This is a genomic window from Mycobacterium vicinigordonae, assembly GCF_013466425.1.
In the GTDB taxonomy this organism is placed as follows: domain Bacteria; phylum Actinomycetota; class Actinomycetes; order Mycobacteriales; family Mycobacteriaceae; genus Mycobacterium; species Mycobacterium vicinigordonae.
The window spans coordinates 1,188,718-1,212,496 of record NZ_CP059165.1 but is presented as its reverse complement, the minus strand read 5'-3'; the positions used below and the strand labels follow the sequence as shown (position 1 = coordinate 1,212,496).

Genomic DNA, 23,779 nt, shown 5'->3' with positions numbered 1-23,779 from the left:
CGTTGCGCTACTCGGGTTTAGCCGCCGGCGCGCGGACCACCATGGGCACCGCCGGGAAGGCCCAGGCCATTTCCGAGCGAGACTTGCGCAGCGCCGCGGTGCCGTAGCCTTTCTTGCGGTGCTCGGGGTGGATCCAGATGCGGACGTTGACCTCACCCTGGTGCAGTTCGCCGAACACCATGCCGACCTTTTCGCCGGAATCCACCGCCACGAACCAGGCGGCCTCTTCGTCGCGCAGCCGCTTCAGTGCCGACTTGATCTCGTCGTCGATGGCACCGGCGGGCAGACCGGACCCGTCACCTGCGGCCTTGATCTCGTCGGTGCGCGCGGTGAAGATATCGCGGTCCTCGGCCGCCGAGAACGCGCGCAGCTCGAGCGTCTCACCCAAGCTGGCCGGCCGATCTTGCATAGCGAAGCTGAGCTGCTTGTTCAAGTCTTCGAGCTCGGCCAGAATCTTCGCGCGCGCGTCTTGGGTGAGCTGTTCGAATGACATGCTCATCACGGCGTCCGCTGCCAGGTGCGAGGTGCCCAGCAGCGTGACGATCGACTCGACCGCCGCGGCCTTGTTCTTGGCCTCGACGATGGCATCGGCGACCTCGTGCCGCCGTTCCAATGCGGCAAGTAGGGCATCTGCGATCTCTCGACGGGCGGCGGTCTGGTCGTGGTCGGTCATTGCATAAGACTAGAACGAGGTGCCGCCGCGCGCGCCACCAATCCGGGACCGATCCCCCATTCCGCTAGCAGAGTTTCGATCCGCTGAGTTCCAGGAACCGGCGATACCGATCCCTGGTTGGCGCCAGCCATTCCGGGCGGGGCTCCACCACCCGCTCCACGGCGGCCCACCGGGACGCATCGGTGATCACCGATTCCAGCCCGACCGCCATCCGGGCCAGGAACGCCGCACCCAGCGCCGCCCCCTCAGCCGCCGCCGACACCTCGACCGGCCGCCCGGTCGCGTCGGCGATGGCCTGCATCCAGGGCGCTACCCGGGTACCGCCACCCGTGGCGATGATGCGGCGCACCGGCGCACCACCTAGTTCCAGGATCTGCCGTACCGCGAAGCCGGACGCTTCGTAGGCCGCGCGCCGCAGCGCCGCCGCATCGTGGGTGAGGTCTACGCCGTCGAGCTTGGCGCGGCGGTCCGGATCGTGGAACGGGGTGCGCTCGCCGCGGATGTAGGGCAGCCACACTGGCACCAGCCGCGGATCGGCGGCATCCGGATCGGCTTGTGCCACAACACGATCCACCCAGTTGAGAAATAATCCACCGGCATTGCTGGCGCCACCTATCTGACTCTTGCCGGCGGTGGTGTGCGGAATGGTCCACAATCCGGGCACCTGTCGCGCCTCGGAGACGGTGGTCCACACGATCAGGGTGGTGCCGCACAACACCAGCACGTCGCCATCGTGGTCGGCGCCGGCCACGATCTGTTCGCACAGGGCGTCGATGGCACCCACCGCCAGCACCCCGGAGCTTCCGCGCACCTCCCCGGCGGCGGTGCCAAACGTTTCGACCCTGGGCATCTGATCGACCCTGGCGCCACGCTCGGCGCACGCCGCCGCATTCCATCCGGCGCCGTCGAACAGCGGCAGGCTGGTGACGGCGGTTGCGAAGTCGATCACCGCTTCACCGGCCAGCGCGTGGTTGGCGACCGCCGGCGCAGGCCAGTACCCGGCCGCGTCGGGTGCCTGCGCGGCCGTCCAGCGCAGAAACTCCGCCGCCTCACCCAACGCCGGCAAGGGCGGCTCGGCGGCACCCGGCACCCGGCCCCGGCTGTCGCCGTAAAGCAGCCCCGGCGTGATCGGTCGGCCGACGGCGTCGACGGCGGTCATCGACGGCACCATCGACGAAACGGCCACCGCCTTCGCGTCCGGAGTATTGAGCTGCTCGAGGGCTGCGACCGGACCCCGCCGCCATGCCTCCTCGGCATCGTGTTCGAACTGATCGGGCGAGGGCACCCGCAACCGATGCGGAATGCGCGCCCGAGCGTGCACGCGTCCACTCTCGCCGACCGCGACCGCCTTGGCCGCCGTCGTGCCGATGTCGATGCCGATCGTGAGGCCCTGCGCATCGAAGCGTGACACGGGCGCCACGGTACGCCAGCATAGGCAGACGTGACCTCTCGACCACGTGCCTTGGTGACCGCCCCACTGCGCGGACCTGGGTTCGACAAACTCCGTCAACTTGCCGACGTGGTGTACGACCCCTGGATCGAGGCAACCCCGCTGCGGATCTACAGCGCCGAGCAGCTGGCCGAGCGGATCACGGCCGAAGCGGCTGACGTCGTTGTGGTGGAGAGTGATTCGGTGGAAGGTCCGGTGTTGCGCCTGGGTCTGCGCGCAATCGCTTCCACCCGCGGCGATCCCAACAATGTCGACATCTCCGGCGCCACCGCGGCCGGCATTCCGGTGCTCAACGCTCCCGCCCGCAACGCCGACGCGGTCGCCGAGATGACGGTGGCGTTGCTGCTGGCCGCCACCCGGCACCTGTTGACCGCGGACGCGGATGTACGCAGCGGCAACATGTTTCGTGACGGCACCATCCCCTATCAACGGTTCCGCGGCTGGGAGATCGCCGGGCGTACGGCCGGGCTGGTGGGTCTGGGCGCGGTCGGCCGGGCCACCCGGTGGCGGCTGGAGGGGCTGGGGCTACAGGTCATCGCTTATGACCCGTACAGCGACGAGGCAAACCACAGCCTCGAGGAGTTGCTGGCCGAGGCCGAGGTGGTCTCGCTGCATGCACCGGTCACCGACGACACCGCCGGGATGATCGGCGCCGCGCAGTTCGCCGCGATGCGCGACGGCGTCGTCTTCCTCAACAGCGCACGCGCCCAGCTGCATGACACCGATGCACTGGTTGACGCCCTGCGCAGCGGCAAGGTTGCCGCGGCCGGGCTGGACCACTTCGCCGGCGAGTGGCTGCCGACCGACCATCCGCTGACGACCATGCCGAACGTGGTACTGACCCCGCATATCGGCGGAGCCACCTGGGACACTGAGGCCAGGCAGGCGCAGATGGTTGCCGATGATCTGGAGGCGCTACTGTCCGGTGCCACACCCGCACATATCGTCAACCCGGAGGTGCTGGGCTCATGAAATCTGTTGAGAACGCCGAACGGGCTGTGCTGGCGGCCGCCAAGGACATGTTGCGCCGCGGTTTGGTCGAAGGCACGGCCGGCAACATCTCGGCCCGCCGTCCGGACGGCAACCTGGTAATCACGCCGTCGTCGGTCGACTATGCCGACATGGACCTCGACGACCTGGTGCTGGTCGACCCGGAAGGTGCTGTGCTGCAAGCCAAGGACGGCCGCATGCCGTCCACCGAGATGGCATTGCATCTGGCATGTTTCCAGGCCTTCGACGACATCGGCAGCGTCATCCACAGCCATCCGGTGTGGGCAACCATGTTCGCCGTGGCGCATCAGCCGATCCCCGCCTGTATTGACGAGTTTGCCGTGTACTGCGGCGGCGACGTGCGCTGCGCCGACTACGCCGCCTCCGGCACACCCGATGTCGGCACCAACGCGGTCAGGGCGCTGGAGGGTCGTGGGGCTGCGCTGGTTGCCAACCACGGTCTGGTGGCCGTGGGACCGCGGCCCGACAAGGTGCTGCACATCACTGCCCTGGTCGAACGTACTGCCCAAATTGCTTGGGGGGCAAGGGCTCTGGGTGGACCGGTAGCTGTTCCAGAGGAAGTGAACCGCAACTTCGCCGGGGTCTACAGCTACTTGCGGGCCAACACTTAGTCACCCTGACCCGCCGTGGCCAGTCCCATTCGCCGACTGCGAATCCTGCGACACGACACGCCAACAGCGCGTCGCACGATGCACATTCACAGCGAGGAGTGCTGAGGAGTTTGACGGATCGGATCGGTCTGGGCCGCGCCACGGTCACCCGGGTGGTGGAACTGCGCTTCGACCTGCCCACCCGCACTTTCCCGGACACGCCGCCGTCGGGGTGGCACGACAACGCCGACCTGCTGGTGCCGGATTTCTTCGACCCGCGCACCGACCAGTGGCATATCGCTGTCCAGAGCTGGGTCATCGAGGTTGACGGGCTCACGGTCGTGGTGGACACGGGGGTCGGCAACGACCGCGACCGCCCGCACATGCCGCCGCTGGATCACCTCGACACGGGCTTCCTCACCGCGTTACGGGCCGCCGGGGTCGACCGCCACGCGGTTGACGTGGTGGTGAACACGCACGTGCACTCCGACCATGTCGGGTGGAACACCATGCTGGACAACGGCTCTTGGATTCCCACCTTTCCCAATGCCGCATACCTGGTACCGGCGCCCGACTACCGCCACTTCCATCCTGACGGGCGGGCGGCGCAGCAACGGCCGCGCAGCGAGGAAGAAGCGTTGGCGCAGCGCGGCAACCGCCTGGTGTTCGAAGACAGCGTGCTGCCCGTCGACCAGCAGATCGTCCAATGGTCTGATGACTACCAGATCAGCCCGTCGCTGCGGCTGCGGCCGGCACCCGGGCACACCCCGGGCTCGTCGGTACTGTGGCTGGAGGCCGGCCGGCCCGCCATCTTCGTCGGCGACCTCACCCACAGCCCGGTGCAGGTGCGCCGGCCCAACGACGCCTGCGCTTTCGACGTGAACGCCGATGCCGCGGCTGTCAGCCGTCGTCGCATCTTCGCCGAGGCCACCAGGGCCGGCGCGGTGGTGGTCCCCGCGCACTACCCAGGCCGCGGGGGCGCGACCCTGCGTACTGCCGAGAACGGGTTCGAGGTCGAGAGCTGGCTGGACTTCGCGCGCCTCTAACTCAGCCGTACCGGCAGCGATTCGTACACGGTCATGTTGTTGGCCATGTTCGGTAGCAACAGCTTCGGCTCCCCGATCTCGATCTCATTGGTGTTCAACAATATTTCGTCGAGTGCAGCCCTGACCTCGGCGCGGGCCAGCATCGCCCCCAGGCAGTGGTGGGCGCCGCCGCCACCGAAGGACTGGTGCGGGTTGGGCTCGCGACGGATGTCGAAGGTGTACGGATCGGTGAAGACGTCTTCGTCACGGTTGGCTGAGCGCAGCATGGTAACGACCCGCGCACCCGCGGGGATCAGGGTGTCGCCCAGGGTGACGTCTCTGGTGGCGCCGCGTACCCAGAACATGATCGGTGTGGAATAGCGGACCACCTCCTCCACGGCGGTAGGCCGGGCCTGTGGGTCCGACCGGTACGCCTCGATCTGCTCAGGGTTGGCGACGAAGGCTCTGATCCCGTCGCACAACGCATTTCGCGTGGTGTCGGCACCGGCCAACCCCAGGATGAAGAAGAAGATTTCCAGCTCGTTGGACGGCAGCAGGAAGCGTTCCCCCGACTCGGCGGTGATCTCGGTGGTGCACAGCGCGCTCCAGATGTCGTCGACGGGATGTTCCCGCTTCTGGGCGGTCAACTCGCTGGCGTACTGGAACAACTCCATGAACGGCATCAGATCGTCGCCGCCAGGAATGGACAGCCCTCCCCCCGCGGTCTTGAGCACCTTGTCGATCAGCTCGAAGACATGTGGCCGGTCCGGCTCCGGGATGCCGACGATGTCACCGATCACCGAGATCGGCAGTCCCGCTGCCAAATCGACGAACTCGCCGCCACCGGCATCCAGCAAAGCGCTGGCCATCGACTTGGCCCGGGCCCGAATTCCGTCTTCGAGCTTGGCGACCGCGCGCGGTGTGAACGCCCGGGTGATCACCCTGCGGCGCACGGTGTGATCGGGCGGGTCCAGGCTGACGATGGCTGGGTAGAGGTCGAACAGGGGCATGTCCTGGATCAGCGGGCCCCGGGTCGCCGTGAACGACTCGTAATCGCGATGCACCCGGGCCACGTCGGTATGCTTCGTGCAGACCCAGAACTCGCGGCCGACAGCGGATTTCACGTCGTCGGTGAGTCGCTGGTGAAACACCGGCTGGTGAGTTCGCAGTTCGGCGAATAGGTCGTCGGGAAACCGTGCGGCCCACAATCCCGGTTGGGCAAGGTCGATCGTGGTGTCGGTCATTTGATCTCCCCACGCAGACCATTGAGGATCAGCCGCAGCCCGTACCCGAATGCGTCCGGCCCGCGGGCGGCGGATCCGGCGATGTGCTCGAGCTGCACCGAGCCCAGCAGATGGATGTACAGGGTCGCGTGGGCTGACTCGAAATGCTCTGCCGGTAAACCGGATTCGTGCAGGATGGTGCGGGACGCCCGGTCCATCTCGGTTGCGGCGGCGGTGTGCGGATGCTCCAAGAGAAGGCCCGCGATTCCGGGCACCTCGACGAGCACCTGCCACGCGTTGCTGTAGAGCGCGACCAACCGGGATGCCCAGTCACCCGGGCCTGGCACCTCGATCTGGGCGAGCACGGATTCGATCAGCAGGTCGAGCAGTTCGCTCTTGTCGCGGATGTGGTAGTAAACCGACGACGGCCGAGTACCCGCCGCGGCGGCCAACTCGCGCATTGTTACCCGGTTGACACCGACACGTTTGGCCAGCTGCCACAGGTGTTTTGTCAGATGCGCTCGGTCCAGCGCGCCGTAACGCAGCACCGGTGCGGCATTGTCCATGGGTTCCTCCGCCGTTTCGAACAGCGTTCTGATTAGAACAACGTTCGAGTTGGCTTGTCAATGTCCCGCTGACCGGCCCGCCACTGCCGGGGCGTGGCGCGGTGCGTCCGACTGAACAGCCGGCTGAAGTATCCCGGATCGCAGATGCCCACTCGCCTGGCCACCTCGCCGACGGGCAGATCGGTCGAGGCCAGCAGATCCCGCGCCTGCGCCATGCGCCGCTCGATGATCCAGTCCTGCACGGTGCGGCCGGTACGCCGGCGCACCACGGTGGTGAGGTGCCCGGGGGTCATGCCGACTTCACTCGCCACGTCGCGCAGCGACAGGCGTTCACCCAGACGGCGGTCAATCACCGCGAACACTTCGGCGAGTAGCGGCTCGCCGCTGCGCCGCAAGTCGGCCACGACGTCGCCGGCGAGCCGGGCGAGGTCTATCAGCAGCAATGTCAGATGCGCCAGGGCGGCCTGGTGATGGCCCTGCTGCCGCGCACCCAGTTCGGACTCGATTGAACTAATCGCGTTGTCCCACAAAACTTGTCGAGCCGCTGGCACATCCAGGCGCAGGACCCCACCCGAGCGTCCGTGCAGAAACGGGAAGAGCAGTGGGTGCGATTGCCAGGTGGGCCAGGGCGACCGTGCATCCTCGCCGAGTGCGGCCGGGTCGAAGAAGATCGCGACTCCCTGGTCCGGGGGAAGGACTTCGCGGGGGTCGAGAACCTCGCCCGCCGCAGCAACGTACACCTGGCCCGCCGCGGGTACGTACCAGAGCGCCGGAAAATCGTGGATGTGGCGTTCGCGCACGACGAGGTCACCACGCCGCGCCACCGATACCGGTGGCGTTTCGGGGCCCGTCCGATACTGATAGACGGGCACGCCACCGCGATACCGCGCCAACCGAGCAGGTGAGGTCACCTTGCCAAAGATAGTCCTATTTTTGGCAATGATCACCCAATCACAGGGCGCTGCACAAACAGATCATGGGATACGTGACGAAAAATCATCCACACCAGACCCGCGACTATCTGCCGGCGGCGGGCCACGACGCCCTGCTCCCTGCATACGATCTGATCTCTCGGGTGATGGGCGTGCGTTCTGTGTACCCGAAACTGATCGCGCAGGCCGAGCTCACCGACGGCATGCGCGTACTGGACATCGGCTGTGGCACCGGAAATGTGACGATCGGCGCCAAGCGGGCTCGTCGGGGTATCGATGCGGTCGGATGCGACCCGGACCCGCGGGCGCTGGCCCTTGCCCGACGAAAGGCCAGCGGGCTGAGCGGGATCCTCTTCGAACAGGCCTATGCCCAGCGACTCCCCTATGGCGACGGCGAGTTCGATCGGGTGCTTTCGTCGATGATGTTCCATCATCTCGACGAGGAGGCGAAAGCCGCGGCGGCCGAGGAGGCTTTCCGGGTGCTGCGGCCCGGCGGCAGATTGCACCTGGTCGATATCGGCGGGGACGCGGCGGACCACGGTGGGTTACTGGCGCGATTGATGAAACGCAACCAGCACGCTGCCGGCAATCTCGGCGACGCGATTCCGCGACTGCTGCGCAAGGTCGGGTTCGACTGCACTCAGCTCGCCGCACAGCCACACCGGCTACTAGGTCAGCTCACTTTCTACCAGGCCACCCGTCCGAGTTGATCCGCGTGCAAAGCTCCCGCCGATCCGCGTTTAGCGCTGATCGATGGCGACCTTCACCGCACCGCGCCGGCCCTGGTCGGCTATTGCCAGAAACGCATCGCGCCACTGCTCGAGCCGAAATGTGTGAGTCAGCATGGGACGCAGATCGATTCCTCTGTCCAAGACCAGTTCGAGATAGTGCTCGATGGCATGTCTGCGGCGCCCGTCGACCTCCTCGATACCGAAGGCGTTGGAGCCGACCCAGCTGATCTCCTTGAAGTACAGCGGACTCCACTCCCACCGGCCGGGCGCGTGCACGCCGGCTTTCACCAAAGTCCCGCGAGCGGTCAGCAGCCGTACTGCGACTTCCAATGTCTCTGGCTTGCCGACGGTGTCGTACACCACGTCGACGGCACCGGGATGCGCCATCGGCAAGCCCAGCAACGGTTGACGCAACCGCCCGCCACCCCAGCCGGATAGTTCTTCGATGACAGCCGAACGCGGCTCGTGCGCAACGACTTTGGTGGCTCCGAACTGGGCGGCGAGCTGCGCTTGGGCCGGGAATCGGGCAATGACGCCCACCGCCACCTCAGGATAGAGCGCCCGCAGGATCGCGACCGCGCACAATCCGAGTGACCCGGCCCCGTAGACCAGCACCCGGCCGGAGCGAGGCGGCGGATGCCGGGTTATCGCGTGCAACGACACTGAGAACGGGTCGGCGAACACCGCCTGCTCGTCGGGAATCGAATCGGGCACCGGGAACAGCATGCTGTCATGGGCTGGCATCAGTTCGGCATAGCCGCCGGTCACGTCGGCCGACACCCCGGTGTGGATGCCGGCCTTGATTTCGCCGTCGGTGAAGCTGAAGCAAAGGCTGTAGTCGCCGTCTTCACAAGCGGGACAGAGTGTCTCGATACCTCGCGGCCCGCAGGACAGCCACGGGTTAAGAACCACCCGCTGCCCAACCTCAAGCCCCCGGGCCGCGGGACCCAGCTTGACCACGTCGGCAACCACTTCGTGTCCCATCACCTGCGGAAAGGAGCAGAACGCGGACATCGCGTTGTCGGCGTCGCCTGCTCCGAAATCCAGCAAAATCTGTTTAGAATCAGACCCGCAAATTCCGGTCAGCCGCGGCCGGGTGATCACCCAATCACCGCGCAGCAGAACGGGATCGGGAATCTCGCGCAGCGCTGTCGGCGTCCGGGCTAGATTGCCCACCAGCGGATCGGCGTCGTCAGGAACCTCGAACCGCTCGGGCGGCACGCCGTAGACGAGGGCTTTCATGGCCGTGTCATGCGCGCCGCGCCGGCGATGAATGCGTCGAGATCGGCGTTCTTGGCATCGATCACCGCTTTCAGATCGGGCACGTAGTGTTCGAAACGATCGCTACCCATGGCCTCGATGATGCCGGCAGCGGCCTCGGCGGCCGCGATCTTGGGCCCACGGTAATAAGCTTCGTCGTTGTCCGGCTGGTCCCAGATCTCGGTGTCCACCGGCCCGAGTTCGATCAGCTTCACCGAGACGCCACTGCCCGCCAGGTCGATTGCCATCGTCTCACTCCAACCACAGAGGGCGAATTTGCTGGCGCAGTAGGCAGATTCACCCTTGATGCCGAGCCGCCCCGCGACGCTGGACACGTTCACGATCAGGCCGGAGTGCCGCGCCAGCATTCGTGGCAACAGGGCCAGACCCAGCCGCATCGGGGCAACGAAGTTGACCTGCATAACACGCTCGACGTCGTCGGGCCGCAGTGCGGTCACCGCACGTCGCAACGGGATTGCGGCATTGTTCACCAGGATGTCGATGCCGCCCATCGCGTGCCAGGCCTGTAGGCCCAACCGGCTGGCGGTGAGGCTTTCGGAAAGGTCGGCCACCCACATGATCGATCTGGGCGATCTGGCTCGGCAGTCGGCCAGCACCTCGGCCAGTCGATCCTCCCGTCGGGCGACCAGGCCCACCACCGCTCCTCGGGCGGCCAGCGCGCGGGCCAAGGCCGCGCCCACCCCGGAGGACGCCCCCGTAACGAGCACCCGTTTGCCCGCGACGGACGATGTCGGGTCAGCCATGGCTCAAGAGTGCCGCTTCGGTGACGTCGGCGGGGCCAAATCGGAGCGCAAGATATTTGTTATATTGGCTAAGTATCAACCTGCGACTTCGGAATGAGGCTTGCCATGACATCGAAGAGTGCACGGCACGACGGCGACACCTGGGATCTGGCGTCCAGCGTCGGGGTAACCGCAACCATGGTCGCCGCCGGCCGCGCGATGGCGACCCGGGCGGAAAACCCGCTGATCGAAGACCCTTTCGCCGAACCCCTGGTGCAGGCGGTCGGCGTGGACCTGCTCACCCGTCTGGCGACCGGACAGATGACCGTTGCCGAGCTGGATAACGACCCGCAGCGCCCGTTCGCCGGGGTGGCCAATGTGGCCGAGAACATGGCGGTGCGCACCAAGTTCTTCGATGAATTTTTCCTGACCGCTACCGAAGCGGGTATCCAGCAAGCGGTGATCCTGGCGTCGGGACTCGACGCGCGGGCCTACCGGCTGCCGTGGCCGACCGGCACCGTGGTGTACGAAATCGATCAGCCGCAGGTGATCGAGTTCAAGTCGCGCACCCTGGCCGAACTGGGCGCCACGCCCAGCGCCGCCCGATTCGCGGTCGCTGTCGATCTGCGTGACGACTGGCCGACTGCATTGCGGGAAGCAGGATTCGACTCCGACAAGCCCACGGCTTGGAGCGCCGAGGGTCTCTTAGGCTACCTGCCGCCGGAGGCCCAGGACCGGCTGCTGGACACCATCACCGAGCTCAGCGCCCCGGGCAGCCGGCTGGCCACCGAGAGCATGCGCGGGAACGAGCTTGCCAACGAGGAGCAACTCAAGCAACACATGCAGAAGACCTCCGAGCGGTGGCGCGCACACGGCTTCGACCTGGACATGAGCAACCTGATCTACCTCGGTGAACGCAACGAAGCCGCAGCTTACCTCGCCGAACGCGGGTGGCAGGTGGATACCGTGCCGCTTCCCGAGCTTCGGGCCGCAAACGGTCTGGGACCGGCCGTCGAAGAGGAGGATGCACCCAAAGTTGAGATGGTCTACATCACTGGCACCCTGGACCCCAACCACTCAGAGAACTGATAGGACGGCCATGCCACGCGCTCACGACGACAATTGGGATCTCGCGTCCAGCGTTGGTGCCACCGCGACCATGGTCGCGGCCGGGCGGGCGATGGTTACCAACGCCCCGGACGGGCTGATCGACGACCCGTTTGCCGAACCGCTGGTACGTGCGGTCGGGGTCGATTTCTTCACCAAGATGATGGACGGTGAGCTCGATCCCGAGTCGTTCGAGAACATCACGCCTGAACGAGTGCAGGCGATGATCGATGGAATGGGCGTGCGCACCAAGTACTTTGACGATTACTTCGCCGAAGCTACTGAGGCCGGGGTGCGGCAGGTGGTGATCCTGGCATCCGGGTTGGACGCGCGGGCCTACCGGTTGCCTTGGCCGGCCGGAACGGTGGTGTACGAAATCGATCAACCTGCGGTGATCGAGTTCAAGACGACCACGCTGGCCGGCCTCGGCGCCGAGCCCACCGCGACCCGGCGCACCGTGGCGATCGACCTGCGCGGGGACTGGCCGACGGCGTTGAGGAAAGCCGGCCTGGACCCGACACAGCCGACGGCCTGGCTGGCCGAGGGACTGCTGATCTACCTGCCCCCGGACGCCCAGGACCGGCTGTTCGACAACATCACCGCGCTCAGCACGCCCGGAAGCACCGTGGCTACCGAATTCGTGCCTGGCATAGTCGATTTCGATGCGGACAAGGTCCGCGAGATGTCCGGCGGATTCCGCGACCACGGCGTCGACATCGACATGGCGTCACTGGTGTACTCGGGTGCGCGCAACCATGTTGTCGACTACCTGCGCGGCAAGGGTTGGGATGTCGAGGGGGTGACGCGCACCGAACTGTTCGAACGACACGGCTTGCACGCCCCCAACCCCGAGGACAACGATCCGCTCGGCGAGATCATCTTCATCAGCGGTCGGCTGGCCTAACGGCGAAGCGTCAGAAGCGGGTCTGGCCCACCCACAGCACACTTGACCCGCTCATTGCCTGCTCCAGATTCTCGACGATCCCGGCGACCGAACGGGTGAGTAGCGCGCCGACGGCCTCGGGCAGCGTAGCGGCCGCCGGCTGCGACGACGCGCGCGGCCGCAGCATGTCCAGCAGCGACGAACCCGGGTAATGCACGACGCGCACCTCGGCCTCCGGCTCCAGCCCGGCCAGCACCTTCGCGCGGCGAACTGCGGCGCGAAAACCGCCGAGTTCGTCGATCAGACCGCGCTCAAGCGCATCGGCTCCGGTCCAAACCCGACCGCGCGCAACCAGATCCACCTCCTCGGGCGACAGGTTGCGGCCCTGCGCAACACGCTCAACGAAGTCGGCGTAGGTCAGGTCCACTTCGGCCTCCCGATGAGCCCGCTGCTCCGGGGTGAACGGAGCGTCGACGGACCAGGCATCGGCATTGGCGTTGGTGCGGACCGTTTCGGAAACGACGCCCAACCGGTCCTTGAGATCGCGCACCACCAGCTTGCCGGTGATCACGCCGATGGAACCGGTGATGGTACCGGGATTCGCGACGATCGCGTCAGCGACCATCGAGATGTAGTAGCCACCAGAGGCAGCGACCGATGCCATCGACGCCACCACCGGCTTGCCGCGCTCCCGGACCCGCTTCACCTCGCGCCAGATCGTCTCCGATGCGGTTACCGAGCCGCCGGGACTGTCCACCCGCAGCACGATCGCCGACACCGAATCGTCGGCGGCCACCTCCCGTAGCGCCGCGGCAATCGTGTCGCCGCCGGCGTTCGACGGCCCGAACGGAAGGCCCTGCGGCCCACCGCGGCCGTTGACGATGGCGCCCGTGACGCTGACCACGGCGATCGTTGGCTTGGGCCGGCGGCCGGGCAGTGACGGTGTCGCCGGCGCCAGCCGCGAACGGGCCGCACCCGCGTAGCGCGCCAGATACAATCGCGGCGGATTGCGATCTGGGTCATCGATTCCGTCAGATGCCGAATTTCTCGGTGCGCCAACTAATTCCGCCATGTGCGCGTAGGCCTCGTCGCGGAACCCGACCCGGTCGAGCAGGCCAGCTGCCAGCGCATCGTCACGCAGCAGCGGGGCCCGATCGGCCAAGTCGTCGAGCACACCGGCCTCGATGCCGCGCGATTCGCCGACTGCCTTCCACACCTGGGCCTGCAAGCTTTCCAGCATCCGAGTCACCGCCTCGCGATGCGCTTCGGTGAAACCGTCCTCGGTGAAAAGGTTTGCCGCAGACTTGTATTCGCCACGCGCGACAAACTGGGCCTCGATCCCCACTTTGTCGAGCGCGTCGCGCAAGAACATGGCGTTAGCCGCGAACCCGATCAATCCGACCTCACCGGCGGGCTGCATCCAGACTTCACGGAAAGCCGAAGCCAGGTAATAGGACAGCGTGCCGGGATAGGTTTCAGCCCAGGCCAGGGACGGCTTGACCGCGCTGAACGCAACGACCGCATCCCGCAACTCCTGGACCGCGCCGATCGGCGACGGTCCCAGTTGTACGCGGGCGATCAGCCCGGCGACCCGCGGATCCTCGGCGGCACGATGGATCGCCGCGACCGCCGTAGCTAATGACAACTGCCGGCCGCCGCCGGTGACGAGGGCGATCGGATCGAAGCCCGTGGTCTCCGGCGGTATGCCGCGCAGGCTGAATTCAAGTACGCAGCCGTTGGGAATGCCATGGTGACGCGCGGTGTCGAGGCGGTCGGCCAGGGCCCGCACATCGTCGAAGCCGGGCAGGCTGGGCAAAAAGGCGAACATCCCTGAAGCCTACCGATCCGCGCCGGCTCACCTGGTTGGCACCGGTACGGTGACAGCCGTGAGGTTTTCCATCGCGATCCCCCAGTTGGGCACCGACGACTTTGACACCACGCAGTTGCGGGATTATCTGGTTCGGGCCGAGGAACTCGGGTTCGAGGGCGGGTGGACCCTCGAGCAGGCCGTCGGGGATTCAACGCTGTTGGCGCCACTGGAATTGCTGGCGTATGCGGCCGCCTGCACCCAACGACTGCGCCTGGGGGTAGCGGTGATGGTGACCTCGCTCCACGATCCGCTCCAGCTCGCCGCGGCCGTGACCGCCGTCGACCGGCTCAGCAACGGGCGCCTTGACCTCGGCGTGGCGGCGGGCGGCGGATCCCGCAAGTTCAGCGCGTTCGGCGTCGAAAAGTCAACGCATGTACGCTATTTCACCGAGGGCCTGGAATTGATGCGGGCCGCCTGGTCCGAGCACCCCAGGGTCACCTTCCATGGACGGTTCCGCGAGCTCGACAACCTGCCGATCCAGCCCAAGCCCGTGCAGCGCCCGCATCCGCCGATCTGGTTCGGTGGTCACGCACCCGCGGCACTGGCCAGGGCGGTGCGGCTCGGAGATGCGTTTATCGGGGCGGGTTCCTCGACCACCGAAGCCTTCGCCGACGCGGTCCGCGGTATTCGTCGCGAGCTCGACGAGCAGCACAAAGACCCGACTGGCTTCACCATCGCCAAGCGGGTGTACGTGGTCATCGATGACGACACCGAACGGGCACAGGAACTTGCGCTGACCGGGTTGCGACGCATCTACGGCGACCGGCCCGCGCTGGACGAGGTCGCCGTGGCCGGGACCGCGGCGCAGGTCGCCCGCCGTCTATCCGAGGTGATCTACGCGGGGGCGCAAATGCTGCTGCTCAATCCTGTCGGCGCTGATGTCGCGCAGGACCGTGAGCAGATGGAACGCCTTGCCGTGGAAGTGATCTCGCGACTGGGCTGAACGTCGCGAGTGCTATAGCTCGGTGGCCGAGCCGCCCGCCGCGGTGATCTTCTCGCGTGCGCTGCCGCTGAACTTGTGCGCGGTCAGGTCCACCTTGACGGTCAGCTTCCCGTCACCGAGCACCTTGACCAAAGAGTTCTTACGAACGGCACCCTTAGCCACCAACTCGTCGACCCCGATGGTCCCACCCTCGGGAAACAACCGGTCGATGTCACCGATATTGACGACCTGGTACTCGGTACGGAAGCGGTTGCGGAAACCCTTCAGCTTGGGCAGCCGCATGTGAATGGGCATCTGCCCACCCTCGAAGGTTGCCGGCACGTTCTTGCGAGCCTTCGTACCCTTGGTACCGCGGCCCGCGGTCTTGCCCTTGGAACCTTCACCGCGACCGACGCGCGTGCGCGCGGTCTTCGACCCCGGCGCGGGCTTCAGGTCATGGAGCTTGATGGTCACTTGGCCTCCTCCACCTCAACGAGGTGCTGCACAACCGCGATCAGCCCGCGGGTCTGCGCGTTGTCGTCGCGGATCACCGAGTGACGAATCTTGCGCAGGCCCAACGTACGTAGGCTTTCGCGCTGCTTCCAGCGTGTCCCAATGGTGCTGCGCACCTGGGTGATCTTCAGTTGACTCATGATTGGCTAGCCTCCCGGGCCGCAGCGGCGGCTACCGCGTCGCTTTCGCGGCGTGCCTTGAGCATGCCGGCCGGGGCAACATCCTCGATCGGCAGACCGCGCCGGGCGGCCACCTCTTCGGGACGCTGCAACATCTTCAGTGCCGCGACGGTAGCGTGCACCACATTGATCGCGTTGTCACTACCCAGCGACTTGGCCAGGATGTCGTGCACGCCAGCGCATTCCAGTACCGCACGCGCCGCACCACCGGCGATCACACCGGTACCCGGGCTGGCCGGTCGCAGCAGCACCACACCGGCAGCGGCTTCACCCTGCACCGGGTGCGTGATGGTGCCGCGGATCAGCGGGACCCGGAAGAAGCCCTTGCGAGCCTCCTCGACGCCCTTGGCGATGGCGGCCGGAACTTCCTTGGCCTTGCCATATCCGACCCCGACCATGCCGTTGCCGTCGCCCACGATGACCAGGGCGGTGAAGCTGAATCGCCGTCCACCCTTGACCACCTTGGAGACACGGTTGATCGCGACGACCCGCTCCAGGTAGTTGCTCTTATCGCCGTCGCGGTCACGGTCGCGACCACCGCGGCCGCCGCCGTCCCGGCGCCCCCGGCCGTCCCGGCCGTCGCGCGAGTCGCGGCTGTCGGGGCCCTGGCCCCCAGCGGACTGTTCCGCCATTATGCGGTCCTTCCGTTCATCAGAAACTCAATCCGTTCTCGCGCGCGGCATCGGCCAGAGCCGCGATACGTCCACCGTAGGTGTAGCCGCCGCGGTCGAAGACCACGGAGTCGACGCCGGCGGCCTTGGCCCGCTCCGCGATCAACTGGCCGACCCGCACGCTACGGGCTTTCTTGTCTCCCTCCAGGCCGCGGACGTCGGCTTCAATCGACGAAGCGGCGGCCACCGTGGTGCCGTTGAGGTCGTTCACCAGTTGCACGTGAATGTGCCGCGACGACCTGTTCACCACCAGACGGGGACGCTCCGCGGTACCGGAGATCTTCTTGCGCAGCCGTGCGTGCCTGCGCAGCCGGGATACCCGCCGAGTCGCGGATGCGTTCTGCCCCACTGGCTTACGCGCATCGGATGCAGCCTGTGATTGCGCCATGACTACTTACCTGTCTTTCCGACCTTGCGGCGGATCTGCTCGCCCTCGTAGCGCACGCCCTTGCCCTTGTACGGGTCGGGACGGCGCAGACGACGGATATTCGCCGAGATTTGGCCGACCTTCTGCTTGTCGATCCCAGAGATAGTGAACTTGGTGGGAGCCTGTACCGCGAAAGTGATGCCGTCCGGAGCCTCGATCACTACGGGGTGGCTGTATCCCAGCGCGAACTCCAGGTTGGTGCCTTTGAGCTGCACACGGTAACCGACGCCGTGGATCTCCATCTTGGTGGTGTACCCCTCGGTCACGCCGGTGACCAAGTTGGCCACCAGGGTGCGGGACAGCCCGTGCAGCGAGCGGTTGTGCCGCTCGTCGTCCGGCCGGGAAACCACGATGGCACCGGAATCGTTGCGCGACACCGTGATCGGTTCGGCGACCGTCAACTCCAGGGTGCCTTTGGGCCCCTTGACCGAGACGTTTTGGCCCTCGATCGTGACATCGACTCCGCTGGGGACCGGAACCGGCTGCTTACCAATACGCGACATGTTTGCCTACCCCCTTACCAGACGTACGCGAGGACTTCGCCGCCCACGCCCTGCCTGGCTGCCTGACGGTCGGTGAGCAGACCCGACGACGTCGAAATGATCGCCACCCCGAGGCCACCGAGGACCCGCGGCAGGTTGGTGGACTTCGCGTATACGCGCAGACCGGGCTTGGAGACACGCTTTAGGCCCGCGATGCTGCGTTCCCGGCTCGGCCCGTACTTGAGCTGCACGACGAGCGACTTGCCGACCCGGGCGTCCTCGGTCCGGAAGTCGGTGATGTAGCCCTCCTTCTTGAGGATCTCGGCGATGTTGGCCTTGATCTTGGAGTGCGGCAGGCTCACTTCGTCGTGGTACGCCGAGTTGGCGTTGCGCAGACGGGTCAAGAAGTCTGCGATCGGATCCGTCATAGTCATTGAGCGCTACTCCTCACCAGCTGCTCTTCTGCACGCCGGGCAGTTCACCCGCGTGCGCCATCTCGCGCAAACAGATCCGGCACAACCCGAACTTGCGGAACACCGCGCGCGGCCGGCCGCACTTGCTGCAGCGTGTGTAGCCGCGCACCGCGAACTTCGGCTTGCGTGCGGCCTTGTTGACCAGTGCCTTCTTCGCCATCTGCTCAGTTCTCCTTGAAGGGAAAGCCGAGGGCCCGCAACAGCGCTCGTCCTTCTTCGTCGTTCGTCGCCGAGGTGACGACGCTGATGTCCATGCCGCGGACCCGGTCGATTTTGTCCACGTCGATCTCGTGGAACACCGACTGCTCGGCCAAACCGAAGGTGTAGTTGCCGACACCGTCGAACTGCTTGGGCGACAAGCCGCGGAAGTCACGGATGCGGGGCAGCGCGATCGACGTGAGCCGGTCGAGGAACTCCCACATCCGGTCGCCGCGAAGTGTCACACGCGCGCCGATCGGCATGCCCTCGCGCAACTTGAACTGCGCAATGGACTTGCGCGCCTTACGGATCTCGGGCCGCTGCCCGGTGATCAGACCGAGGTCGTTGACCGCGCCGTTGATCAGCTTCGCGTCGCGGGCGGCATCGCCCACGCCCATGTTGACCACAACCTTGGTGACCGTCGGGATCTGCATGACGTTGCCATATCCGAACTGCTTGTGCAGCGCATCGCGAATCTCGTTGCGGTAGCGCTCTTTCAGGCGCGGCTGAGTCTTCTCTGCAGTGGTCATCAGATGTCCTTGCCGTTGCGCTTAGAGACGCGGACCCGCTTGCCGGTCTCGTCGTCCACCCGGTAGCCCACGCGGGTGGGTTTGCCGTCGGAGTCGACCACCATCACGTTGGAGACGTGGATGGGCGCTTCCTGGGTGACGATGCCGCCGGAGCGCGCACCACGCTGGTTGGTGGAGATCGCCGTGTGTTTCTTGATCCGGTTGACACCCTCGACCAGCACCCGGTTGCGATCCGGGTAGGCCTGGATGACCTTGCCCTTGGCGCCTTTGTCTTTGCCCGCGATCACCAACACGGTGTCGCCTTTGTGGACCTTCACCTACAACACCTCCGGGGCGAGCGAGATGATCTTCATGAACCGCTTCTCGCGCAGCTCGCGACCGACCGGGCCGAAGATGCGGGTGCCGCGCGGATCGTTGTCGGGCTTGATAATCACCGCGGCGTTCTCGTCGAACTTGATGTAACTGCCGTCGGGACGGCGACGCTCCTTGACCGTGCGGACCACGACGGCCTTGACGACATCCCCGCGCTTTACGTTGCCGCCGGGGATGGCGTCTTTGACGGTCGCGACGATCACGTCACCGATGCCGGCGTAGCGTCGCGACGAGCCGCCGAGCACCCGGATGCACAAGATCTCCTTGGCGCCCGTGTTGTCGGCGACCTTCAGCCGCGATTCCTGCTGAATCACTCGATCTCCTGACCTGGTTTCGCGTGTGCACGGCAAGCGAAAACCAGCTCGAGTGAGCACCTGCCGTGCGCGGTCTTTATCGCCTAAGAGCACGCGGGGCCGGCTTCGCTTGCGCAACGCCAGCCGAGGTCTGCCCAAGGCAACCCCTAGAGTCTAGGGGAAAGCCTGCTCAGCACCAAATTGCTGCTCAAGTGCCGGTCAGATGACCCTACAGCTCGTGGGCATCTGGTCAGTCTCCTTGGCGCACCCAGGCGAAGATATACAAGCTCATTGCCGTCACCAGGGCGATCAACACCCACTGCACGATGGCCTGGTCGATCCAGGAACCGGGCGGCGGAGCGCCCGGAAGAATATTGCGCAGCGGGACGATCGCGAACAGGTTGGCGGCGTACCACGTCGCGAACGGCGGCAGGAACTTCCTTTTCCCCAAGGCCATCGGAACCGCCACCAGCAGCGCCAACGTGGGCAATGCGATCAGCACCAAACAGATGCCAAGGTCGAAGATCAGGGGACCCTTCGCCCGTTTGAACGTGATGACGACGTCGCCGTTGTCCATCCCGCGCGACGTCGGCAGCATGGCGGTGTCGTGCCGGCGGTTGACGCTTACTTCCCAACCGTCCAGCGCACCGGTCACTTCGACCCGGGCCGGCACCTTCTTGACGTTGTCGCCGGAGCCGACGAACGCGTCTGCGGCGATCGGCTCGGTGCGGTAGGAATCGAACGGCCAGTTGCCCGGATCGCCGTGCGCCTCGACAGTGGTGGTGAGCTGGGCCGGTGCCTTTCCTTTCGGGTAGCGCAGGTCGCCCAGATCGCTCGTTGGGTACAGACGCACCGCGACATCGGTAGCGAGCACGTCGTAGCGATTGTCATACAACGAAATGCCTGGATAGACAAGCACATTCACGGTCAACCGGTTGACGACCGGTTTGAGCTCCTCCAACCGCAGCTGAACGATCGTGGCGTCGCTGCCGCCCTGGCTTAGATCCAGCGGCGGCAGCGGACCATCTGATCTCTGCAGGTAGTGCACACCGACCAGGGACAGGGCGTAGACGATCACCATAACCGTCACGATGCTGACGCCGATCACAACGCGCCGCTGGTGCGCCTTCTTCGCGGCCAGCTGCTTTGCGATCTTCTTGCTCGACTTGCTCGCCGCCTCGAGAAGCTTCGCCGACTTCTCCGATTTCTGGGCCCTTTGCGCCGACGGATCAGGGGGCGCTTGAGTGGTCACCGAACATCTCCGTTCGGCACTCGCATGCCCGATGCAGCTTGTCGGCACCACACGGGCTCAGATGCTAGCGGCCTCGTGAGCACTTCGCGCCGCTACTGATTTCGGTTTACCCGCAATACATCTCGCGGTCATCCGACAGATGGCCCAACAGCCGCAGCCAGGCACGTGCACTGGCTCCGGCGAGACACAAGCACCAGACATTCATCCCGTCCGGCGGGGCGGTTCACCTGATGTTCGCTTGCGGGCCGGTTCGACAGTCATATATCGCAATATGATCCGAACCCGGGCCGCGGCGTTGCTCACCGCGGGGGCACTGATGTTGTCGGCGTGCGACAACACTGGGGCCACCCTGCCCTACATCAGTGGCGCGAAGGTGGACTGCGGCGGAAAGCAGACTCTGGCCGCCAGCGGCTCGACCGCACAAGCCCATGCCATGACCCACTTCGTCAGCGCGTACCACAAAGCCTGCCCCGACCAGACGCTAAACTACAACGCCAACGGATCAGGTGCGGGAATCAGCGAATTCCTCTCTAGCAAAACAGATTTCGCTGGCTCCGACTCGCCGCTATCGGTAGAGCAGCAGGCCGCGGCCAAAGTGCGATGCGGCGGCGCCGACGCGTGGAACCTGCCGGTGGTTTTCGGCCCGCTCGCCATCACCTACAACCTGGCCAACGTGGACACCTTGGTGCTGGACGGGCCCACGCTGGCCAAGATCTTCAACGGCACCATCACAAGATGGGACGACCCGGCTCTCACCGCACTCAACGCGTCAATGCCCGCCGAGGAGATCCGCGTCGTCTACCGCAACGACGCCTCCGGCACCACCGAGAACTTCCAGTCCTATCTGCAGGCGGCGTCCGGCGGAGCCTGGCGTGAAGGCACCGGCAAGAAATTCAACGGCAACATCGGCGTCGGCGCCACCGGCAACAAAGGTACTTCGGAGCTGGTCAGATCCACCGAAGGCTCGATCAGCTACAACGAATTGTCCTTCGCCCTCGAGCAGGGCCTCTACGCCGCCGAGATCAAGACGCCGGCGAGCCGCAGGTCGCTGCGACCGGTACGGATCGGCACCGACACAGTCGGCAAGACGATCAGCGCCGCAAGGATCGTGGGAAGCGGCAACGACCTTGTCCTCGACATCTCGTCGTTCTACAACCCAGCCCACCCCGACGTCTACCCGATTGTCCTGGCCACCTACGAGATCGTGTGCTCGCGGTATCCCACAGCCGAGGTCGCCCAGGCCGTCAAGGCGTTCCTGCAGGCCGCAATTGGGCCGGGTCAGCTCGACCTGAACAAGTCCGGCTACATCCCGCTTTCGCCCGCGTTCCAGGCCAGGGTCTCCGAAGCGGTCGACGCGATAAGCGCGGCAAGTGGCTCGATCCAGACGGATTGAGCGGGTCAGTCCGACTGTTTTCGGTAGGCCAAGATGTAGAGGGTCATCGCCACGATGAGCGCAAGCAGCACCCACAACGTGATGGCCTGGTCGATCCAGGAACCCTCCGGGGGTTTGCCGGGGAAGATAGTCCGCAACGGGACCACCGCGAAGAGCATGGCAGCGAACCAGGAGACGAACGGCGGCAGGAACTTCTTCTTTCCCAGCGCCATCGGGATGGACACCCACAGGGCCAACGCCGGCAGCGAGATAAGGACCAAGATGATGCCGATATCGAATATCAGCGTGCTCTTGGACCTTTGCAGCGTGATGATCACGTCGTCGGGGCGGGGATCCTCATCGCCCGGGGACTGCACCCGACGGAGGCTGACGTCCCATCCTCCTACCGAACCGGTGATTTCGACGCGGGCGTCTTCCACGGTGCGGTTGTCGCCGGTCCCCGCGAAGACCTCGGCGGAGATCTTCGGGCTCCGGTAGGTGTCGAAAGGCCAATTGGCGGGGTCGCCCTCAGCGTCGATGTAAGTGGTCTGCTGTGCCGGAGACTTGCCGACCGGGTACACCAGGTCCCCGAGGTCGTTCTCCGGGAACATGCGCACGGTGACGTCTTGAGCCAGCACATAGTACTTCGGGTTGATCAGCGATTTCTGCGGCTTGACCAGCACACTGACCTTCAGCCGGTTGTTGACCGTGTCCAACTCCTCCAGCTTCACCTGGACCACCGTGTTGTCGCTGGTGTCCAGGTTCGGCTCTTCCATGCCCACCGCCGACGTAGCCAGGAGATGGACACCGAACAGCGAGAGCACATAGACCACTACGACGGCCAACACCACGGCCAGGTCGATTGCGATGCGTCTGCCGCGCGACTTGGGCTGCGGCCCCGGCGGACCCGACGGTTGCGTCGGCGGCCCTGACGGTTGCGTCGGCGGCCCTGACGGTTGCGTCGGCGGCCCTGACGGTTGCGTCGGCGGTGGTGCGGGCGGCGGGGCCTGATAACTCATCTGGTCGCGGCCTTTCGGTCGGTCGGGCAGAACGCCGCGGGGAGCCGGCGAATCTCACACACTAACCGCCGACATCAGGGCGAGCGACAGATACGCGAATTTCGTTACCCTGTTGCCGAATCCGCCACGCAGCGAAATCCGATGTGGGTGGTCGCAGTGTCCTGTGACTGCGGCGATCGTGCCGCCGGCCGGTACCGGTGGCAGTATTCCGGCGCGCACAGATGCGAGCCACCCTTGAGCGCTTGGCTGACCGCTGGGTTGGCGGGTCCAGTCGGTGTACAGCAGGCCTTGGCCGGCTGATCCAATCGGTGATGGGCACTGAATTCCGTTGCGGTCCACTCCCATACATTGCCGATCATGTCGACCAGACCGAACGCGTTGGGCGGAAAAGTCCCGACCGGCGAGCTACCGACCCAGCCCAGCGCACCGTCGTTGCGGTACGGGAACCGGCCCTGCCACGTGTTGGCCATCAGCCGGCCGCCGGGCTTGTCTACCTCACCCCACGGGTAGACACCCGTCGCCCCGGCCCGCGCGGCGTACTCCCACTCGACCTCGGTTGGCAACCGCCGCCCCGCCCACCGCGCATAGGCCGCGGCGTCGGGATAGGCGATCTGCACGACGGGATGGTCGGCCCTGTCCCGAGTGTCGCTGCCCGGACCGAAGGGGCTGCGCCAACAGGCACCGGGCACCCAATGCCACCATTGCCGCCAGTCCCGCAGGTCGACCGGACCTGTGGTCGGGCGAAACACCATCGCCCCCGGCGTCAGGTCGCCGGGATTGGCCCCCGGATACAGTGCGGGGTTCAGTGGCTGCTCGGCGACCGTCACATAGCCTGTGGCTGCGACGAATTCGGCGAACTGTGCGTTGGTCACCGGGTGCCGCTCGATCGCGAAGGCGGCCACGGTGACGGTGTGAATCGGCGCTTCTTCGGGATAGAAGCTGGTCGAGCCCATGCGGAAGGATCCGCCGGGCAGTTCGATCAGCTGAGTCAGCACGGCATCAGGGTACGACG

The 23,779-nt window shown here is 65.9% G+C and carries 29 protein-coding genes; 8 read left to right on the top strand and 21 right to left on the bottom strand.

Annotated features, from left to right (window positions below):
• Positions 1-7 precede the first annotated feature (7 nt).
• Positions 8-673 carry a GNAT family N-acetyltransferase gene (locus tag H0P51_RS05325; protein ID WP_180916966.1) on the bottom strand — a complete coding sequence of 222 codons (666 nt, stop codon included), beginning with the start codon at positions 671-673 and terminating at the stop codon, positions 8-10.
• 64 nt (positions 674-737) lie between these two features.
• Complete coding sequence (locus tag H0P51_RS05320) at positions 738-2,084, bottom strand: xylulokinase (RefSeq protein ID WP_180916965.1); 1,347 nt, start codon at positions 2,082-2,084, stop codon at positions 738-740.
• Positions 2,085-2,114: 30 nt separating this feature from the next.
• Here H0P51_RS05320 and H0P51_RS05315 point away from each other — a divergent pair, with 30 nt between their 5' ends.
• The 3 genes from H0P51_RS05315 (at position 2,115) to H0P51_RS05305 (ending at position 4,770) form a co-directional block, all read left to right on the top strand.
• Positions 2,115-3,095: an NAD(P)-dependent oxidoreductase gene (locus tag H0P51_RS05315; RefSeq protein WP_180916964.1), complete on the top strand. Its 981-nt coding sequence runs from the start codon at positions 2,115-2,117 to the stop codon at positions 3,093-3,095.
• Positions 3,092-3,745 (top strand): L-fuculose-phosphate aldolase, encoded by a 654-nt coding sequence (locus H0P51_RS05310; RefSeq protein ID WP_180916963.1) that lies wholly within the window; start codon positions 3,092-3,094, stop codon positions 3,743-3,745. The genes H0P51_RS05315 and H0P51_RS05310 overlap by 4 nt, the downstream gene beginning before the upstream one ends.
• A gap of 110 nt (positions 3,746-3,855) precedes the next feature.
• Positions 3,856-4,770, top strand: a complete 915-nt coding sequence (locus H0P51_RS05305) for an MBL fold metallo-hydrolase (RefSeq protein WP_180916962.1) — start codon at positions 3,856-3,858, stop codon at positions 4,768-4,770.
• On the opposite strand, the gene H0P51_RS05300 is transcribed toward H0P51_RS05305, so the two are convergent.
• The 3 genes from H0P51_RS05300 to H0P51_RS05290 are packed head-to-tail and all read right to left on the bottom strand — an operon-like array spanning position 4,767 to position 7,449.
• On the bottom strand, positions 4,767-5,993 hold the full coding sequence (locus tag H0P51_RS05300) for a cytochrome P450 (RefSeq protein ID WP_180916961.1): 1,227 nt from the start codon (positions 5,991-5,993) through the stop codon (positions 4,767-4,769). The two genes, H0P51_RS05305 and H0P51_RS05300, sit on opposite strands and share 4 nt — an antisense overlap.
• Complete coding sequence (locus tag H0P51_RS05295; protein WP_180916960.1) at positions 5,990-6,538, bottom strand: TetR/AcrR family transcriptional regulator; 549 nt, start codon at positions 6,536-6,538, stop codon at positions 5,990-5,992. Before H0P51_RS05295 ends, H0P51_RS05300 begins: the two co-directional genes overlap by 4 nt.
• 32 nt (positions 6,539-6,570) lie before the next feature.
• Positions 6,571-7,449: a helix-turn-helix transcriptional regulator gene (locus tag H0P51_RS05290; RefSeq protein WP_180916959.1), complete on the bottom strand. Its 879-nt coding sequence runs from the start codon at positions 7,447-7,449 to the stop codon at positions 6,571-6,573.
• Between the two features lie 74 nt (positions 7,450-7,523).
• On the opposite strand from H0P51_RS05290, the gene H0P51_RS05285 reads away from it, so the two are divergent.
• Positions 7,524-8,180 carry a class I SAM-dependent methyltransferase gene (locus H0P51_RS05285; protein WP_425488963.1) on the top strand — a complete coding sequence of 219 codons (657 nt, stop codon included), beginning with the start codon at positions 7,524-7,526 and terminating at the stop codon, positions 8,178-8,180.
• A gap of 30 nt (positions 8,181-8,210) precedes the next feature.
• Here the strand turns inward: H0P51_RS05285 and H0P51_RS05280 are convergent, their stop codons facing one another.
• Both H0P51_RS05280 and H0P51_RS05275 read right to left on the bottom strand, forming a co-directional pair.
• A complete protein-coding gene (locus H0P51_RS05280) occupies positions 8,211-9,443 on the bottom strand; it encodes a zinc-dependent alcohol dehydrogenase (protein ID WP_180916957.1) in 1,233 nt (410 codons plus the stop codon).
• Positions 9,440-10,225, bottom strand: coding sequence for an SDR family NAD(P)-dependent oxidoreductase (locus H0P51_RS05275; RefSeq protein ID WP_180916956.1), 786 nt, complete (start codon positions 10,223-10,225; stop codon positions 9,440-9,442). The genes H0P51_RS05280 and H0P51_RS05275 overlap by 4 nt, the downstream gene beginning before the upstream one ends.
• Positions 10,226-10,330: 105 nt before the next feature.
• Between H0P51_RS05275 and H0P51_RS05270 the strand changes: the two genes are divergently transcribed.
• Together H0P51_RS05270 and H0P51_RS05265 are read left to right on the top strand one after the other, a co-directional pair.
• Positions 10,331-11,293 carry a class I SAM-dependent methyltransferase gene (locus tag H0P51_RS05270; RefSeq protein ID WP_180916955.1) on the top strand — a complete coding sequence of 321 codons (963 nt, stop codon included), beginning with the start codon at positions 10,331-10,333 and terminating at the stop codon, positions 11,291-11,293.
• Between the two features lie 10 nt (positions 11,294-11,303).
• On the top strand, positions 11,304-12,215 hold the full coding sequence (locus tag H0P51_RS05265) for a class I SAM-dependent methyltransferase (RefSeq protein ID WP_180916954.1): 912 nt from the start codon (positions 11,304-11,306) through the stop codon (positions 12,213-12,215).
• A 10-nt stretch (positions 12,216-12,225) separates the two neighbouring features.
• Here H0P51_RS05265 and sppA read toward each other — a convergent pair whose 3' ends face one another.
• On the bottom strand, positions 12,226-14,022 hold the full coding sequence (gene sppA / locus H0P51_RS05260; RefSeq protein WP_180916953.1) for a signal peptide peptidase SppA: 1,797 nt from the start codon (positions 14,020-14,022) through the stop codon (positions 12,226-12,228).
• A 58-nt stretch (positions 14,023-14,080) separates the two neighbouring features.
• Between sppA and H0P51_RS05255 the strand changes: the two genes are divergently transcribed.
• The gene (locus tag H0P51_RS05255; RefSeq protein WP_180916952.1) at positions 14,081-15,007 is read left to right on the top strand and encodes an LLM class flavin-dependent oxidoreductase; all 927 of its coding nucleotides are present in this window, start codon (positions 14,081-14,083) and stop codon (positions 15,005-15,007) included.
• A 12-nt stretch (positions 15,008-15,019) separates the two neighbouring features.
• Here H0P51_RS05255 and rplO read toward each other — a convergent pair whose 3' ends face one another.
• The 11 genes from rplO to H0P51_RS05200 form a co-directional block, all read right to left on the bottom strand.
• Positions 15,020-15,460, bottom strand: coding sequence for a 50S ribosomal protein L15 (gene rplO / locus H0P51_RS05250; protein ID WP_180916951.1), 441 nt, complete (start codon positions 15,458-15,460; stop codon positions 15,020-15,022).
• The gene (gene rpmD, locus H0P51_RS05245) at positions 15,457-15,639 is read right to left on the bottom strand and encodes a 50S ribosomal protein L30 (protein WP_180916950.1); all 183 of its coding nucleotides are present in this window, start codon (positions 15,637-15,639) and stop codon (positions 15,457-15,459) included. The genes rplO and rpmD overlap by 4 nt, the downstream gene beginning before the upstream one ends.
• On the bottom strand, positions 15,636-16,310 hold the full coding sequence (gene rpsE, locus H0P51_RS05240; protein WP_180916949.1) for a 30S ribosomal protein S5: 675 nt from the start codon (positions 16,308-16,310) through the stop codon (positions 15,636-15,638). The genes rpmD and rpsE overlap by 4 nt, the downstream gene beginning before the upstream one ends.
• A gap of 19 nt (positions 16,311-16,329) precedes the next feature.
• The gene (rplR, locus tag H0P51_RS05235; protein WP_180918756.1) at positions 16,330-16,698 is read right to left on the bottom strand and encodes a 50S ribosomal protein L18; all 369 of its coding nucleotides are present in this window, start codon (positions 16,696-16,698) and stop codon (positions 16,330-16,332) included.
• A gap of 41 nt (positions 16,699-16,739) precedes the next feature.
• The gene (gene rplF, locus H0P51_RS05230) at positions 16,740-17,279 is read right to left on the bottom strand and encodes a 50S ribosomal protein L6 (protein WP_180916948.1); all 540 of its coding nucleotides are present in this window, start codon (positions 17,277-17,279) and stop codon (positions 16,740-16,742) included.
• A 14-nt stretch (positions 17,280-17,293) separates the two neighbouring features.
• On the bottom strand, positions 17,294-17,692 hold the full coding sequence (gene rpsH, locus H0P51_RS05225; protein ID WP_180916947.1) for a 30S ribosomal protein S8: 399 nt from the start codon (positions 17,690-17,692) through the stop codon (positions 17,294-17,296).
• A 13-nt stretch (positions 17,693-17,705) separates the two neighbouring features.
• Entirely contained in the window at positions 17,706-17,891 is a 186-nt protein-coding gene (locus H0P51_RS05220; RefSeq protein WP_011739072.1) for a type Z 30S ribosomal protein S14, read from the bottom strand.
• A gap of 4 nt (positions 17,892-17,895) precedes the next feature.
• Complete coding sequence (gene rplE / locus H0P51_RS05215; protein ID WP_180916946.1) at positions 17,896-18,459, bottom strand: 50S ribosomal protein L5; 564 nt, start codon at positions 18,457-18,459, stop codon at positions 17,896-17,898.
• Positions 18,459-18,776, bottom strand: coding sequence for a 50S ribosomal protein L24 (gene rplX, locus H0P51_RS05210; protein WP_180916945.1), 318 nt, complete (start codon positions 18,774-18,776; stop codon positions 18,459-18,461). Before rplX ends, rplE begins: the two co-directional genes overlap by 1 nt.
• The gene (rplN, locus tag H0P51_RS05205) at positions 18,777-19,145 is read right to left on the bottom strand and encodes a 50S ribosomal protein L14 (protein ID WP_003403649.1); all 369 of its coding nucleotides are present in this window, start codon (positions 19,143-19,145) and stop codon (positions 18,777-18,779) included.
• A 229-nt stretch (positions 19,146-19,374) separates the two neighbouring features.
• Positions 19,375-20,205 (bottom strand): DUF4436 domain-containing protein, encoded by an 831-nt coding sequence (locus H0P51_RS05200; RefSeq protein ID WP_180918755.1) that lies wholly within the window; start codon positions 20,203-20,205, stop codon positions 19,375-19,377.
• Positions 20,206-20,647: 442 nt separating this feature from the next.
• Between H0P51_RS05200 and pstS the strand changes: the two genes are divergently transcribed.
• A complete protein-coding gene (pstS, locus tag H0P51_RS05195) occupies positions 20,648-21,769 on the top strand; it encodes a phosphate ABC transporter substrate-binding protein PstS (protein ID WP_180916944.1) in 1,122 nt (373 codons plus the stop codon).
• A 5-nt stretch (positions 21,770-21,774) separates the two neighbouring features.
• Here the strand turns inward: pstS and H0P51_RS05190 are convergent, their stop codons facing one another.
• Positions 21,775-22,767, bottom strand: a complete 993-nt coding sequence (locus H0P51_RS05190) for a DUF4436 domain-containing protein (RefSeq protein ID WP_180916943.1) — start codon at positions 22,765-22,767, stop codon at positions 21,775-21,777.
• A gap of 104 nt (positions 22,768-22,871) precedes the next feature.
• Positions 22,872-23,762: a formylglycine-generating enzyme family protein gene (locus H0P51_RS05185; RefSeq protein WP_180916942.1), complete on the bottom strand. Its 891-nt coding sequence runs from the start codon at positions 23,760-23,762 to the stop codon at positions 22,872-22,874.
• Positions 23,763-23,779: the final 17 nt, after the last annotated feature.

Excerpts from the sequence above, each read along its gene's own strand:
- H0P51_RS05325 (WP_180916966.1), bottom strand. The coding sequence starts at position 673 with ATGACCGACCACGACCAGACCGCCGCCCGTCGAGAGATCGCAGATGCC.
- H0P51_RS05310 (WP_180916963.1), top strand. The coding sequence starts at position 3,092 with ATGAAATCTGTTGAGAACGCCGAACGGGCTGTGCTGGCGGCCGCCAAG.
- H0P51_RS05300 (WP_180916961.1), bottom strand. The coding sequence starts at position 5,993 with ATGACCGACACCACGATCGACCTTGCCCAACCGGGATTGTGGGCCGCA.
- H0P51_RS05295 (WP_180916960.1), bottom strand. The coding sequence starts at position 6,538 with ATGGACAATGCCGCACCGGTGCTGCGTTACGGCGCGCTGGACCGAGCG.
- H0P51_RS05280 (WP_180916957.1), bottom strand. The coding sequence starts at position 9,443 with ATGAAAGCCCTCGTCTACGGCGTGCCGCCCGAGCGGTTCGAGGTTCCT.
- H0P51_RS05275 (WP_180916956.1), bottom strand. The coding sequence starts at position 10,225 with ATGGCTGACCCGACATCGTCCGTCGCGGGCAAACGGGTGCTCGTTACG.
- H0P51_RS05270 (WP_180916955.1), top strand. The coding sequence starts at position 10,331 with ATGACATCGAAGAGTGCACGGCACGACGGCGACACCTGGGATCTGGCG.
- H0P51_RS05265 (WP_180916954.1), top strand. The coding sequence starts at position 11,304 with ATGCCACGCGCTCACGACGACAATTGGGATCTCGCGTCCAGCGTTGGT.
- sppA (WP_180916953.1), bottom strand. The coding sequence starts at position 14,022 with ATGTTCGCCTTTTTGCCCAGCCTGCCCGGCTTCGACGATGTGCGGGCC.
- rpmD (WP_180916950.1), bottom strand. The coding sequence starts at position 15,639 with ATGAGTCAACTGAAGATCACCCAGGTGCGCAGCACCATTGGGACACGC.
- rpsE (WP_180916949.1), bottom strand. The coding sequence starts at position 16,310 with ATGGCGGAACAGTCCGCTGGGGGCCAGGGCCCCGACAGCCGCGACTCG.
- rplF (WP_180916948.1), bottom strand. The coding sequence starts at position 17,279 with ATGTCGCGTATTGGTAAGCAGCCGGTTCCGGTCCCCAGCGGAGTCGAT.
- rpsH (WP_180916947.1), bottom strand. The coding sequence starts at position 17,692 with ATGACTATGACGGATCCGATCGCAGACTTCTTGACCCGTCTGCGCAAC.
- H0P51_RS05220 (WP_011739072.1), bottom strand. The coding sequence starts at position 17,891 with ATGGCGAAGAAGGCACTGGTCAACAAGGCCGCACGCAAGCCGAAGTTC.
- rplE (WP_180916946.1), bottom strand. The coding sequence starts at position 18,459 with ATGACCACTGCAGAGAAGACTCAGCCGCGCCTGAAAGAGCGCTACCGC.
- H0P51_RS05200 (WP_180918755.1), bottom strand. The coding sequence starts at position 20,205 with ATGGTGATCGTCTACGCCCTGTCCCTGGTCGGTGTGCACTACCTGCAG.
- pstS (WP_180916944.1), top strand. The coding sequence starts at position 20,648 with ATGATCCGAACCCGGGCCGCGGCGTTGCTCACCGCGGGGGCACTGATG.
- H0P51_RS05190 (WP_180916943.1), bottom strand. The coding sequence starts at position 22,767 with ATGAGTTATCAGGCCCCGCCGCCCGCACCACCGCCGACGCAACCGTCA.